Origin of the sequence: Rhodoferax sp., from assembly GCF_025354435.1 — a bacterium.
GTDB lineage: Bacteria > Pseudomonadota > Gammaproteobacteria > Burkholderiales > Burkholderiaceae_C > Rhodoferax_B.
Genome location: NZ_JANXMU010000084.1, coordinates 23,931 through 37,348, shown reverse-complemented (window position 1 = coordinate 37,348; position 13,418 = coordinate 23,931). Strand labels below are relative to the sequence as shown.

Annotated in this window: 11 protein-coding genes; 4 read left to right on the top strand and 7 right to left on the bottom strand. The window is 65.7% G+C overall.

Annotated features, from left to right (window positions below; all coding sequences use genetic code 11):
* Positions 1–134: 134 nt before the first annotated feature.
* Genes Q0T48_RS21350 through Q0T48_RS21335 form a run of 4 tightly spaced genes read right to left on the bottom strand, consistent with a single transcriptional unit; the run spans position 135 to position 5,130 of the window.
* Positions 135–1,226: an oxidoreductase gene (locus Q0T48_RS21350; protein ID WP_295960902.1), complete on the bottom strand. Its 1,092-nt coding sequence runs from the start codon at positions 1,224–1,226 to the stop codon at positions 135–137.
* A gap of 57 nt (positions 1,227–1,283) precedes the next feature.
* Positions 1,284–3,434 carry an EAL domain-containing protein gene (locus tag Q0T48_RS21345; protein ID WP_295960899.1) on the bottom strand — a complete coding sequence of 717 codons (2,151 nt, stop codon included), beginning with the start codon at positions 3,432–3,434 and terminating at the stop codon, positions 1,284–1,286.
* Between the two features lie 59 nt (positions 3,435–3,493).
* A complete protein-coding gene (locus Q0T48_RS21340) occupies positions 3,494–4,726 on the bottom strand; it encodes a rhomboid family intramembrane serine protease (RefSeq protein ID WP_295960896.1) in 1,233 nt (410 codons plus the stop codon).
* A complete protein-coding gene (locus Q0T48_RS21335) occupies positions 4,726–5,130 on the bottom strand; it encodes a group II truncated hemoglobin (RefSeq protein ID WP_295960893.1) in 405 nt (134 codons plus the stop codon). The genes Q0T48_RS21340 and Q0T48_RS21335 overlap by 1 nt, the downstream gene beginning before the upstream one ends.
* A 229-nt stretch (positions 5,131–5,359) precedes the next feature.
* Here Q0T48_RS21335 and Q0T48_RS21330 point away from each other — a divergent pair, with 229 nt between their 5' ends.
* Positions 5,360–5,527, top strand: a complete 168-nt coding sequence (locus tag Q0T48_RS21330; protein WP_295960890.1) for a hypothetical protein — start codon at positions 5,360–5,362, stop codon at positions 5,525–5,527.
* Positions 5,528–5,531: 4 nt separating this feature from the next.
* Here the strand turns inward: Q0T48_RS21330 and Q0T48_RS21325 are convergent, their stop codons facing one another.
* Positions 5,532–6,299: an NUDIX domain-containing protein gene (locus tag Q0T48_RS21325; RefSeq protein WP_295960888.1), complete on the bottom strand. Its 768-nt coding sequence runs from the start codon at positions 6,297–6,299 to the stop codon at positions 5,532–5,534.
* Positions 6,300–6,384: 85 nt separating this feature from the next.
* Between Q0T48_RS21325 and pnuC the strand changes: the two genes are divergently transcribed.
* The 3 genes from pnuC (at position 6,385) to Q0T48_RS21310 (ending at position 9,483) form a co-directional block, all read left to right on the top strand.
* Positions 6,385–7,014: a nicotinamide riboside transporter PnuC gene (gene pnuC / locus Q0T48_RS21320; protein WP_295960885.1), complete on the top strand. Its 630-nt coding sequence runs from the start codon at positions 6,385–6,387 to the stop codon at positions 7,012–7,014.
* Positions 7,011–8,123, top strand: coding sequence for an AAA family ATPase (locus Q0T48_RS21315; RefSeq protein WP_295960882.1), 1,113 nt, complete (start codon positions 7,011–7,013; stop codon positions 8,121–8,123). The genes pnuC and Q0T48_RS21315 overlap by 4 nt, the downstream gene beginning before the upstream one ends.
* A gap of 178 nt (positions 8,124–8,301) precedes the next feature.
* A complete protein-coding gene (locus tag Q0T48_RS21310; RefSeq protein ID WP_295960880.1) occupies positions 8,302–9,483 on the top strand; it encodes an AI-2E family transporter in 1,182 nt (393 codons plus the stop codon).
* Between the two features lie 83 nt (positions 9,484–9,566).
* Here the strand turns inward: Q0T48_RS21310 and Q0T48_RS21305 are convergent, their stop codons facing one another.
* Together Q0T48_RS21305 and Q0T48_RS21300 are read right to left on the bottom strand one after the other, a co-directional pair.
* Positions 9,567–12,098: an FtsX-like permease family protein gene (locus Q0T48_RS21305; RefSeq protein ID WP_295960878.1), complete on the bottom strand. Its 2,532-nt coding sequence runs from the start codon at positions 12,096–12,098 to the stop codon at positions 9,567–9,569.
* Between the two features lie 76 nt (positions 12,099–12,174).
* The gene (locus Q0T48_RS21300; protein WP_295960876.1) at positions 12,175–13,302 is read right to left on the bottom strand and encodes a GGDEF domain-containing protein; all 1,128 of its coding nucleotides are present in this window, start codon (positions 13,300–13,302) and stop codon (positions 12,175–12,177) included.
* Positions 13,303–13,418 lie beyond the last annotated feature (116 nt).

Genomic DNA, 13,418 nt, shown 5'->3' with positions numbered 1-13,418 from the left:
TTGCGGTGCTGGGCGAATCCCGCTTCTTGGTCGGCGGCCAGGGCCAGGGTGTGTTGCTTCATCTTTGTCGCCTTGTGAGGGATGACAATACCAATGCAAGTCACGCGCCAGGTCGGGACTTATTCAGCGTTGCCTTAACGCAAATCCGCGGTTGCCACAAAGCCGCCCTGCGCCGCACTCTGTGTGCCGCGCTCCAGCATCGCCATGACCTGCCGCACCTGCTGCGCGGGGACGGGGGCGGCATCGGACTGGCCCTGCAGGTAGTCGCGCACACCGGCGTAGTACTGCAAATAATCGCCCGCCACGTCGGGAGTGGCCTCAAGGACCGACTCGCCGTCAATCTGGAGCACCAGTTGGCCAGGCAGCGGGTCGGCACCCCAGTCGCCCAAGGCACCCAGCTGCGGACGGCCACCGGCTTTCAGTGCGTCCTCTTGGGTGTCCAGACCAAATTTGGTAAACGAGCCGCCCGTACCGTGCAGCACAAAGCGCGGCCCGCTGGCGGTGACGCAAGAGCTGGCGTGCAGCACCACGCGCAGGCCAGGGTGGGTGGAAGGGTAGCGCAACTGGGCGTGGAAATAGTCGTTGGTTTGCGTGTTCTCGCGCTGGCGGGCCACGTCGAGCAGCAGGTCGTCGGGCACGCCGAAGAGTTGCAGCGCCTGGTCCACCAGGTGCGCGCCCAGGTCCATCCACAAATCAGAGCCCGGAATGTCCAGCTCGCGCCAGCGGCCGGGGATCACGTGGCGGAAGCGGTCAAAGTGCGATTCAAAGTGGGTGATGCGCCCCAGCTGCCCGCTGGCCAGCACCTGCTGCAACAGGAAGAAGTCACCGTCATAGCGGCGGTTCTGGTAGACGGTGAGCATGCGGTTCTGCTGCGCGGCTACGGCGAGCAAATCCTCGGTTTCGGCCAGGGTCACGGTGCAGGGTTTGTCCACCACCACGTGCTTGCCCGCCAGCAGCGCGGCGCGGGCCAGGGCGTGGTGGCTGGCGTTGCTGGTGGCGATGATGACCAGGTCGATGGCCGGGTCGGCAAACGCGGCCTCGGGGGTGGGTACCACTTTGACCTCTGGCCAGTCGGCGTGCACCGCCTCGGGTTTGCTGGAGCAGATGCAGGCCAGTTCCAGGCCGGGCACACCGGCGATCAGCGGTGCATGGAAGACGCGGCCTGCCAGGCCGTAGCCGATGACGGCGACGCGGATGGGGGCGGTGGGCGAGAGGGTGTTTGTCATGGTGTTTTAGGGGTTATAGATGCCGTCTGCAGCCCCCCAGCGTACACCACGGCCACGTCAGTTTGGCGCTGGTGCCTGGGTCGACTTGTGCCATGCGTCCAGGTAGGCCGGGATCTTGTTGGCAGGCATGGCCGGGCTGTACAGCCAGCCCTGGAAGAAGTCGCAGCCCAGCGCTTGCAGCATGTCGCGCTGGGCGGCTTGTTCGACGAATTCGGCCACCACGTACACGCCCTGGGAATGGCCCAGGCGGCAGACGCAGCGGATGATGTCTTGGTCTACCGGGTTGTGCAGTACCTGGCGGGTGAGCACGCCGTCGAGCTTGATGGCGTGGACCTTGAAACGGTGCATGTACAGCAGCGAGGTGCAGCCCATGCCGAAGTCGTCCATCGACAACGACAAGCCCATGGCCTGGAGCTCGGCCAGGGTTTTGTCGGCCTGGGCGGTGTTGGCGATGGTGCGGCCTTCGGTGATTTCGATATCGATATCCTTGCTCTGGATGCCGTGGGCGCGCATGGCATCGGCCACGGTCTGCACCCAGGTGGTGGATTGCAACTGCACCGGTGACATGTTGACCGACACCGTGAAACCGGTGAGGCCCGCCTTTTGCCACACGGCCAGGTCTTCGCACACCCGCTGCACCACCCAGGCACCGATGTGGTGGATCAGGTCGCATTCTTCGGCCACGTTGATGAGGGCGGCAGTGGGCACCGGGCCGTGGCTGGCGTGGGTCCAGCGCAGCAGCGACTCCAGCCCCACCACCCTACCCTGGGCATCGTGCTGGGGCTGGTAGGCCAGCGTCACGCGGGGCGAGCCGATGTCGGCCCGGAAGTCGCGCACCAGGCAGCGGGCGACTTCACCCACCGAGTCTGCGCGGTCCAGGGTGCCGGCATGGGCCTCCACCTCGGGCGACATCAGCACGTCCAGCGCCGATTTGAAATACTCCTGGTTGCGCTGCAGGCGCGCGTTCTCAAGTTGGCGCACAAACGGGGCGTACACCAGGGTACTGCACAGCAGGCACAGGGCCTGCACGCCCACCCCGCTCCAGCCCCCGGCCATGACATAGCCCGAAATAAATACCGGCGTGGACCAGATCACCGGTTGACCGTTCAGCGGCATGCCGAACACGGTATAGGCCAGGGTGGCGATCAGGCAATTGAGCAGCGGCGCGGCAATGAACGGCAGCAACAGCGTACGGCTGAGCACCAGCGGAATCCCAAACAGCAGCAGCTCGTTCATGTTCAGCATGGCGGGGATCACCGAGTACCAGGCTAGCCGCCGCAACGAGGGGTCTTTGCCCTGGGTGATGCAGTAAATGACCAGGCCCCAGGTGGCCCCTGCCCCGCCGTTGTGCACAAAGGCATTCAGAAACGTCAGCGAAATCAGGTGGTACGAATACAGCACATCCGCCGGTGCCACCAGGCCAGACGCGCTGGACACCGCGTACAAATACTGCCCTCCGTTGATGCCCACCATCCACAGCAACTGGTTGAGCAGCACCGTGCCGAAATTGAGCACATCCCCATTGGGCTGCTGCCCTAAAAACCACTGCCACAGCTGGCCCAGCAACGGGCCCAGCACCCCGTCAAACAGTACCTGCCACAGCCCGTGGGCCAGCCACACCAGCAGCAGCGTCAATGCGGCCGTGCCCGTCATGTGCAGGGCGCTTTGCAGCGAAATTCCGCCATCAACTCCGCCCATGCTGGTGTGGTTGGGCAGCCAGCGGCCGAGCAAGCGCATCAGCTCGGCCACGGCCACGCCCACCAAAATGCTCTGGAACGCGCTGGCATAGCCCAGCACCTGAAAGTCAAACGGTTCGCGCAGCACCACCAGCAAAAATGCGCTGGCAGCCACCGCCGCCACAGTGATGGTGGAGCGCTCGACCCGCCGGTCATGGGCCTGGCTCAAGGCGGTGGTGCGCGCGGCAATCACCATGGCGGCCATCAAGCCCATCAGACCCATGGTGGCGTAAAAAACCCGCATGGCCGAGGCCTGCCAGTCCGGGCCCCACTGGACGGCCATCCACTGCACATAGGGGGAATAGGAAATTTGCGCCACGGTATTGGCCATGACCCCGAGCACCGTGAGCGGTAACAGCGCCACATAGGCTTCGCGGATGGCCTGCAGCCACAGGTGCACACGCTGCTGCAAGGACTGCCTCCACACCGCCGTGCCATCCCGCCGCCCCACGCCAATGCTGCCCTGTGCCATGCGTTGTACCCCGTTGTAGGGATTAAGCTTAGCCCATCGCAGTGACATGCATCCATACGTTACTGTATACCGGGCCGGGTACTTTTAGCGGGGGGTTCAGGGCCACGTTCTGGCCGGTTTTGGGGCCCGTTTTGGGTGCGGATCAGCAGGGCCAAACGCTGGGATGACGCTTGTATCGCCGCCTGCAGCGCCGCCATGCGGGCCGGGTCGGCAGGCTGCGGTTGGCTGCTGCCTGGCGGGGTCACCGATGCCATTCCCTGCACCTCGGCCATCCACCCTGCCTGCTGCCGCACCTCTTGCAGCAGCGCATTGCGCGGGTCGCCAGGCGGCAGCCAGACAGCCGCCAGTTCGGCCTGCACTTGGCGAAACGCCGGGGCGTGCACGCTGCGGCTGCGTTCGTCCGACTGCTGCGCACTCAGTTTGCCAGCCCGCAGCAGTTGCGACTCCTGGCCCAGCCGCAGCATGGCGGCATTGAAGTTGCGCATGGCCAGTTCAAAAGCCGCCGCGCCCGCGTACTTGCGCTGAAAATCCACCGCCGCCGGGGGGGCCAGCGCCGCCAGCCCCACCACCAGCGCGGCCACCGCCGCCAGGGCCAGCACCGCCCGCCCCCGCGCCTGGGGCCGTGCGCGCAACAGGTCGGGCCGCACCGGCAGGATGCAGCCCATCAGCGCCCCGGCCAGCAGACCGCCGACGTGGGCCGCATTGTCTACCCCGGCCTGCAAGAAGCCCTGCGCCAGCGAATACACCACAAAAAACCCAATCCCCCGCAGCATCTGCTTGCCAAACAGCCGGGGCATGGTGTCGCGGTGCCGCAGCACGGCCACCAGCACCACCCCGGCCAGCCCAAACACCGCGCCCGAGGCCCCGACAGAAACCGTTTTTTGGGCCGAAAAATGCAGGCTGAGGGCACTGGCCGCCAGTGCCGACCCCAGGTAAATGCCCAAAAATACCCGGTGCCCGTAAATGCGCTCGGCGGTTTGGCCAATGGCCCACAGGCCCAGCATGTTCATCACCAGGTGCACGATGCCGCTGTGCACAAAAGTAGCCGTCAACAGCCGCCACACCTGGCCGCGCTGCACCTCGGATGCAGCATTGCCACCCCACTGCAGCAGCAGCTCGGCCGGTGGGTGGAAGGCATCGACCCCCCGGGCCACCATCCACGCCCACACCGCCACATTGAGCGCGATCAGCCCGTAGCTCACCCAGGTGCGGGGGGCCAGGGCGTGCAGCCAGTCGTGGAACTGGTGCTCTTCGGCCGCGGCGGCGGGGACGGGCTGCAATTGCGGCGACATCACACGCCTTGGTTACGCATCCAGTCGGCGGTCTGGAAAAAGCTGTCGCGCAGCCGGGCGCGCAGGGTGGCATCCACGCCCGTCTCGCCCATCGCCTGGTCCATGCAGGCCAGCCACTGGTCGCGCTCCAGGATGCCGATCTTGAACGGCATGTGCCGGGCGCGCAGGCGCGGGTGGCCAAACTGCTCGGTGTAGTACTGCGGCCCGCCCAGCCAGCCACACAAGAACCAAAACAGCCGCTGGCGGGCATTCTCCAGCTCCGGGCCATGGGCAGCGCGCAGCGCGTCATAGCCCGGCTCCAGGTCCATCAGGTCGTAAAACCGGTCCACCAGCGCCCGCACCGGGGCTTCGCCACCGATCCATTCAAACGGGGTGGCTGCGGGGGCTTTCTCTTCGATCTGCATAGTGGGTATCAAAATTTATAAAAAATACGGCTCTAGCGCATATACAACCTACGCAAGTAGCTATTAAAAACAGAGCATTTAAGCCAAGAGACCTGCACGGACCTGCAGTGTACGATTCACCAGATACTTTAATAAAAGCTATTACTTATATTTATTCGATTGACTATACATATTTAACAGTTTTAAATACCATCCAGTCTTCCCTCCAGCCCACCGAAAGGAAGACACCATGCGCCAACCCAGCACCTTGAGCACAGCACCACAAGGCGAAGCCGCCGGATGGAAAACCGCCAGAGTCCTCAGCCTGCGCCCCTTTAAAACGACCGCGGGCATGTTGGTCAACAGCGCGGGCTTGGTGATTTTGTTGTCCCGCCTGGCGCATTGGCACGCGGGCTGAATTTTTATGCGCCCGGGCCCGTGGCCGGGTCCGCCCCGTGGGCGGCAAAAGGCCGGGGGAACAGCGTAGCCTGGCTGCGGTCGCGCAGGCGGTAGGCCACTGCAGGCCGCCCTTGTGCGCCGGGCAGCACGCCTGCCTCTTGCATGAACTGGCCGTCCAGCATGCGTTTGCGAAACGCGCTTTTGTCGATGGGCCGCGCCAGCACCACCTCAAACGTGCGCTGTAGTGCAGGCAAGGTAAATGGCTCGTCCAGCAAAAACGCGGGCAAGGAGGTGTATTCCACTTTGCTGCGCAGCCGGGCCAGGGCCGCCGCCAGCAGCGTGTGGTGGTCAAACGCCAAAGCGGTGTTTAACGTCGCATCCACATCCCACCACTGCGCCGCGCCAGCACCTGCGTTTGCGCTTGCACCGGTTTCCAGCCGCACCGCCGCCGCCGGAATCAGCGCATAAAAACAATGCGTGGCCGACCAACCCCGGGGGTCGCGGGTGGCACTGCCCCAGCTGCCCAATTGCTCCAGGTAGGGCGTGGCGATGCCGGTTTTGTCCCGCAGCTTGCGCAGCGCGCAGTCCAGCAGCGTGGCATCGTGCTGCACATCCACAAAGCCGCCCGGCAGCGCCCACTGCTGGGCAAACGGCTCGTCCGCCGCGTCCGGGCGGCGCACCAGCAGCACCTGCAGGCTATCGTGCAGCAGCGTGAAAATCACCACGTCCACGGTGACCAGGGGCCGGGGGAAGTCGGTGGCAGCGGGTGCGGCGGTGGGCATTTTCGGCATGGTGTGTAGCGCTCCAGACATTTAGTTGCACTATACAACCCAGTTTGTTGTACAGTGCAACTTACTATTTTTTAAACTGACTGCCATGGACCTCCTCACCCTCCTCACCCAACCGGTTGTAAGCCTTGCCAACATGCCCATGTCGGTGGGCGACATGCTGGGCTTTGCCACCGGCGTGCTGTGCGTGTGGCTGACGGCGCGGGCGCATATCAGGAACTTCCCCGCAGGCATCCTGAGCAGTGCGGCGCTGGGCCTGGTGTTCTTGCAGCAACGGCTGTTTGCCGACTCGGCTTTGCAGATCGTGTTCATTGCGCTGTCGGCCCAGGGCTGGGTGCAGTGGCTGCGCCCACAGCATGTTCAGGACAAGGCGGCCTTTGCGCCCACCAGCCTGCGCGAACAGGTGGCGCTGCTGGCGGTGGCGGCAGTCACCACGCTGCTGCTGTGGCAAGTTTTGCTGTGGCTCAAGGGTGCCGCCCCGCCGGTGGATGCGCTGCTTACCGCCTTGAGCCTGTGCGCCCAGTGGCAGCTGAACCGGCGGCAAACCTCCAGCTGGGCCTGGTGGATTGCGGTGGACCTGGTGTCAATTCCGCTGTACTGGAGCCGCGGCTTGCCGCTGATTGCGGGCCTGTCCCTGGTGTTCTTGCTGATCTGCCTGCGCGGCTGGTGGAACTGGCGCACGCCCGCCCCCCGCCGGGTGCTGGGAGCCACCGCATGAGCCGGGTCGACTACCGGCACGGCCTGGTGATCGGCAAGTTCTACCCGCCGCACCTGGGGCACGTCTACCTCATCCGCACGGCGGCCGCGCATTGCCAGCAGGTGACGGTGGGGGTGCTGGGCTCCAGCGTGGAGTCGATCGGCATTGCCCAGCGCGTGGCCTGGCTGCGCGAGACCTTTGCCGATGCGCCACACGTGCGCATCGTCGGCGCGCTGGACGACGTGCCGATCGACTACACCAGCCCCGCCATCTGGGCCGCCCACGTGGCGGTGATGCGCCAGGCGGTGCAAGAGGCCGACCAGCTGTTCGGCACCACCCCCACCGTGGATGCGGTGTTTACCTCCGAGCCCTACGGCCAGGAGCTGGCACGCCAGTTTGGCAGCGCCCACGTCTGCCTGGACCAGAGCCGCAGCCTCTACCCTACCTCCGGCACCGCCGTGCGGGCCGACCCGGTGGCGCAGTGGCAGATGCTGCCGCCCGCGGTACAGGCCGGGCTGGCGCTGCGCGTGGTGGTGCTGGGGGCGGAATCCACCGGCACCACCACTTTGTCGCACGACCTGGCCACGGCCTTACGCCAGCGCGGCGGCGTGTGGGCGCGCACCGCCTGGGTCGCAGAGTACGGGCGCGAATACAGCCACAACCTGCTGGCCCTGGCCCGTGCCCACAACCCGGTGGCAGGCGTGGCCGATATCGCCTGGCAGTCCAGCAACTTCAGCGCCGTGGCCGCTGAACAATGCCGCCGGGAAGACCAGGCCGCGCGGCACGGCAGCCCGGTGCTGGTGTGCGACACCGATGCCTTCGCCACCCGCCTGTGGCACGAGCGCTACCTGGGCGGCCCAAGTGCCGGTGTGGCCGCCATCGCCGCTGCCATGCCGCCGCGCAGCCTGTACCTGCTAACCAGCGACGCGGGCGTGGATTTTGAAGACGACGGCCTGCGCGACGGTGCCCACCTGCGCGGCTGGATGACCGGGCGCTTTCGCGAACTACTGGGCGCGCAAACCGTGCCCTGGGTGGAAATCACCGGCTCCCCCGCCGAGCGCTGCCGCCAGGCGCTGGAGCGGGTGGATGCTTGCGTGGCCCAGACCTGGCGGTTTACCAAACCTTTATAAAAAATCAGCCTCTTGCGCATAGTGCACCATCACAAGCAGCTACTTAAAATATAGCAAACCCGTTTTTTTGCAGGCGCTGCCAACACTGCAAGGCGGCAAGCATGGGGTAGCGTGCCTTACCATGCCCCGCACCCAGTGGCCACACGGCAACCTCACATCCGAACCCAAGGAATCGGCAATGACGCAACCCAACACCCTGCCCCCTGGGCAAGACGCTCCAGAAACAGACCCGTCGGTGGCACCGGACCGCTCACGCCGCGTGGTGCTGCATATGCCGGTGGATGTGCGCAGCTTTTCGCTGGGGCTTTTGGCCCTGCTGGCCAGCATCTACACCTTGCACTGGGCGGCGGCGGTGTTTATCCCGATCCTGGTGGGCATTTTGTCCAGCTACGCCCTGTCCCCGGTGGTGGACTGGTTCCATGCGCGCCGGGTGCCACGGGCACTGAGCGCGGCGGTGCTGTTGCTGGGCCTCCTGGGCGGGGTGGGTGCCGTGGTGTATTCGCTCAGCGACGATGCCAGCAAACTGGTCGAGCAGTTGCCCGCCGCGACGCAAAAGCTGCGCAGCGCCCTGCGCGCGCTGCCCGGTGCACCGCGCAACACGCTGACCACCGTGCAGCAAGCGGCCTCGCACCTGGAGCAGGCGGCCGAGGAAGCAGGCCGCGCCGTACCCACCGGCCCGGGCGTACAGCGCGTGCAGATTGTCAAGCCGCGGTTTGACATCCGCAACTACGTGTGGGACGGCAGCATGGGCATTGTGGGCATGCTGGGGCAGCTGGGCACCGTGTCGCTGATCACCTTTTTCCTGATGGCCTCGGGCGATAGCTTTCGGCGCAAGCTGGTGAAACTGACCGGCCCCACGCTCAGCCGCAAAAAGATCACCTTGCAGGCGCTGAACCAGATCAACGACCAGATCCAGCGCTACATGCTGCTGCAGTTGTTCACCAGTGCCCTGGTGGGTGGGGTGACGGGCTTGTACTTCATGGCCATGGGCCTGGAGCACGCCGCGGTGTGGGGCGTGGCCGCGGGCGTGCTGAACCTTGTGCCCTACCTGGGCAGCGTGGTGGTGGCGGCGGGGTCCGCGCTGGTGGCGTTTTTGCAGTTTGGCTCGCTGGACATGGTGCTGCTGGTGAGTGGTGGCTCCCTGGTGATCCACGCCATCGTCGGCTTCTTGCTGACCCCCTGGCTCACCAGCCGCGCCAACCAGATGAACCCGGTGGCGGTGTTTGTGGGCATGTTGGCCTGGGGCTGGCTCTGGGGTTTGTGGGGCCTGCTGCTGGGCGTGCCCATCATGGTGGCCGTCAAGGCGGTGTGCGACCGCATTGACGACCTCAAACCGGTGGGGGAATTTCTCGGCAACTAGCCGCGCGGCACCAGGTAAAAATTTATATGAAAAGTGCTTCTAGCGTATATGCAACCTACGCTAGCAGCTATCAAATTGATAAATTAAGCCGTCGCCCGCCGCAGCGTCTCCACCACCGGGCGGCGCAACACGTCACGCAGGCCCCACCAGCCTGCGGCCAACGCTAGCAGCGCCCCGGCGATGGCACCAAACAGCGGCACCCACAGCGAGCCGTGCCACTCAAACTCGAACACAAAACGGGTCAGCGCCCAGCCCACGGCCACGGCCACGATGCTGGCCAAGAAGCCCGCCAGCAGGCCCACGCCCGCCAGCTCGGCGCGCTGCACCTGGCGCAGCAGGCTGCCCGGCGCGCCCAGGGCCCGCATGATGGCGAATTCGCGGGCGCGCTCTTCGCGGGTGGCGGTGATGGCGGCAAACAGCACCACCAGCCCGGCGGCCAGGGTAAAGCCGAACAAGAATTCCACCGCCCGGATCACCTGGTCCAGCACGCGCTGCAGCTGGCCCAGGGTGCTGCTCAGGTCCACCGCAGTGATGTTGGGAAACTGGCGCACCAACTGGTTGTCGAAGCCCTTGGTGGGCGGGGCCTTGAACGCGCCCAGAAAGGTCACCGGCACCTCGGCCATCTGGCCCACCGGGTAGATCACGAAGAAGTTGGCCCGCATCGAACCCCAGTCCACCTTGCGCAGCGAGGTGATCTTGGCGTCACTCTGCACGCCGCCGATGTCGAAGCGCAGGCTGTCGCCCATCTTCAGGTTCAAAGATTTGGCAATGCCTTCCTCGACGCTGACGGCCCCTTTTTCTTCGGGTGTCCAGATGCCTGCCACCAGCGGGTTGTGCGGGGGCCGGGTGGCGCTGTAAGACAGGTTGAATTCGCGGTCCAGCAGGCGCTTGGCGCGGTCGTCCACATAGTTCTCGGGGGCCACCGCCTTGCCGTTGACGGCCACCAGGCGGCCCCGGAACATGGGGTACCAGTCGTAGTTTTGCACGCCCGCCGTGGCCAGGTTCTGCCGGAAATCTGCGGCCTGGTCGGGCATGACGTTGATGACGAAGCGATTCGGTGCGTCCGGCGGCGTGGCCTGGCGCCAGCTCTGGATCAAATCGGTGCGCAGCAGCACCAGCAAAATCAGCGCCAGCAGGCCCACGGCCAGCGCGCTGATTTGCACCACGGCGTAGGCCGGGCGTGCCGATACCTGGCGCGTGGCCAGCACCAGCCAGCGCGGGGCCGTGGCCTCGTTCACGCTGCGGCGCAGCAGCTTCACCGCCACCCAGCCCAGGCCCGCAAACACCAGCACGGCGGCGGCAAAACCACCCACGGCAATCAGGCCCAGCGTGATGTCGCTGCTGGCCGCCAGCAGCAGCGCGGCAAAGCCCAGCACGCCCAGGCCCAGCACACCGATGGAGGTGGGCTTGAGGCCACCTACGTCGCGACGGATTACCCGCAGTGGCGGCACGGAGGCCAGTTGCAGCACCGGCGGCAGGCCAAAAGCGAACAGCAGCGTCAGCCCCATGCCCATGCCCAAAGCCGCCGGCCACCAGGTGGCGGCGGGCAGGCTGGAATCGACCAGGCCCGCCAGCAGCAGCACGAACAGGTAGTGCACGCCATAGCCAATCGCCACGCCCAGCGCGCTGGCGAAGATGCCGACCAGCGCAAATTCCAGCGCGTAGCTCAAAGCGATGGTGCGCTGGCTCTGGCCCAGCACGCGCAGCATGGCGCAGTCGTCCAGGTGGTTGGCCGCAAAGCCGCGCGCCGCCAGGGCCACGGCCACGGCGCTGAGCAGGGCCGACAGCAGGGCCACCAGGTTCAGGAACTTGTTGGCCCGGTCCAGGGTTTGGCGCATCTCGGGGCGGCCGGTTTCCAGGGATTCGATACGCACGCCGCGGCTGTCGGGCTTTTTGACCTCTTCGGTCGCCCACTGCACATAGCGCTGCACGGCGGGGTCGGTTCCGGCCACGGCAAAGCGGTAATTCACCCGGCTGGCGGGCTGGACCAGGCCGGTGGCGGCCATGTCGCTCTGGTTCACCATCACGCGGGGCGAAAACGACATGAAGCCCCCGCCCCGGTCGGGCTCGGTCACGATGGTCTGGGTGATGCGCAAACGGCTGTCGCCCAGCAGCAGGCTGTCGCCGATCTTCAGGTCCAGCGACTCCAGCAGCGATGGATCAACCCAGGCCGTGCCCGGCGCAGGTATCTCGCGCGTGGGGTGGACGGCATTTTCATCAGAGACATCGGCCAGCTCGGAAATGCGCAAACTGCCGCGCAGGGGGTAGCCGGGCACCACGGCTTTCAGCGCCACCAGCTTGCTGGCCCCACCCTGCGCGTCGTCCGCCCGGCCCATGGTGGCCAGGGTCAGCGTGCCCACGGCCTGCAGACCCTGCGTCTGGGCCTGCGCCAGGAACGCAGCGGGCGTGGGGTTGTCGCTGGAGACCACCGCGTCGCCGCCCAGCAGTTGGCGGGCATCGCGCTGCAGGCCACCTTGCAGGCGGTCGGCAAAAAAGCCCACGGCGCTGAGCGCGGCCACGGCCAGGGTCACGGCCACGATGAGCAGGCGCAGTTCGCCCGAGCGGACATCGCGCCACAACGTGCGCCAACCCAGGGCGATAAAGGGGGAATTCAACGGTGGCTCCTAAACGGTGTGCAAGCGCGCATTATTCCCGCACCCCCCTACCCTGGCTGGCTATCAGGCTTTGCGGTCAAACGCCGGGCAAGGGCAGCGGCGAAGCTGACACCACCCGGTTGCGCCCCATGTGCTTGGCTTCGTAGAGGGCCGCATCGGCATGCGCTATCAGCATTTCGCCCGGCCGCTCGGTGCTCCACGGCTCCAGCGGCCGGCGGGTGGCCACGCCGATGCTGACGGTCCAATGCATGGGCAAGCCTGCCTGGCTGTGCATCACCAGGGCCCGCACCCGGGCCAGAATGCGCTCAGCGGCGACCTGGGCGCCCTGGCTGTCGGCGCCCGGCAAAAGGATGGCGAACTCCTCGCCGCCGATCCGCGCCACCTCGTCGATCGCACGCGACATTTCTCGGCAGGTGTTGGACAAGGCCTGGATCACCCGGTCGCCCGTGGGGTGCCCATGGCTGTCGTTGATTTTCTTGAAGTGGTCGATGTCCAGCATGAGCAGCGAAACCGTGTGGTTCATGCGTTCGCAGCGCGCCATCTCCTGCGACAGCAGCTCCTCGAAATGGCGGCGGTTGCTGGCACCGGTCAGGGAGTCGGTGTTCGAGGCCCGCTCCAGCGCACGCTCCGTCAGGTAGCGGCGGCGGTAGCTACGGGCAAAGGCCCCGGCAATCACCAACACCAGCATGGCACCAGGCCAGACCAGCACCGCATAACGGGTGTTCTGGAAACCGGGTGCCCACCCCGCCAGCCACATCAGCTGGGGCAAAGCCGTGGTGGTCACGATGAAGACCAGGTTGAAGCGCAAGGAAAACCCCAAGCACACCACCAACGGCAGGAACAGAAAGTAAACGAACCCGGCCATGCCGTAAGCCATGCCCCCTTGCAGCCGGGTCAATATATGTACGAAATGCGCCTCAGACAGCCACACCGTCAACAAAATCTGCCAGGCCAGAAAGCGGTACGGCTTGACGTAGAGGAACACCGGAGCCCCCAGCGCCAGCAGCAAATACGCCAGACGCGGCAGCACCGTATCTGCCGCCCCCACGGGGTCGGTCACGTAGTCCCACACCCACAAGGCGGATGCCAAAATGGCAAACAGCACGCACATCAGCGCGGTGAAGGTGCGATGGTCTTCCAGCTTGTTCTGAAAGTACACCGTATCGGCGGTGTGGTCGAAGTACTCCCGCAGGACCGCCGACACAGAGTACCTGCCGGGCGAGCGGGGTGGGCCTACGAAATGGCCCGCAGAGAGGGACCTATCCATGCTGGCGGCCACAGCCCGCACGCTGGCAGTCCTCGGCTTCAGCACCTGAGGGG

Excerpts from the sequence above, each read along its gene's own strand:
- Q0T48_RS21350 (WP_295960902.1), bottom strand. The coding sequence starts at position 1,226 with ATGACAAACACCCTCTCGCCCACCGCCCCCATCCGCGTCGCCGTCATC.
- Q0T48_RS21345 (WP_295960899.1), bottom strand. The coding sequence starts at position 3,434 with ATGGCACAGGGCAGCATTGGCGTGGGGCGGCGGGATGGCACGGCGGTG.
- Q0T48_RS21340 (WP_295960896.1), bottom strand. The coding sequence starts at position 4,726 with ATGTCGCCGCAATTGCAGCCCGTCCCCGCCGCCGCGGCCGAAGAGCAC.
- Q0T48_RS21335 (WP_295960893.1), bottom strand. The coding sequence starts at position 5,130 with ATGCAGATCGAAGAGAAAGCCCCCGCAGCCACCCCGTTTGAATGGATC.
- Q0T48_RS21330 (WP_295960890.1), top strand. The coding sequence starts at position 5,360 with ATGCGCCAACCCAGCACCTTGAGCACAGCACCACAAGGCGAAGCCGCC.
- Q0T48_RS21325 (WP_295960888.1), bottom strand. The coding sequence starts at position 6,299 with ATGCCGAAAATGCCCACCGCCGCACCCGCTGCCACCGACTTCCCCCGG.
- pnuC (WP_295960885.1), top strand. The coding sequence starts at position 6,385 with ATGGACCTCCTCACCCTCCTCACCCAACCGGTTGTAAGCCTTGCCAAC.
- Q0T48_RS21315 (WP_295960882.1), top strand. The coding sequence starts at position 7,011 with ATGAGCCGGGTCGACTACCGGCACGGCCTGGTGATCGGCAAGTTCTAC.
- Q0T48_RS21310 (WP_295960880.1), top strand. The coding sequence starts at position 8,302 with ATGACGCAACCCAACACCCTGCCCCCTGGGCAAGACGCTCCAGAAACA.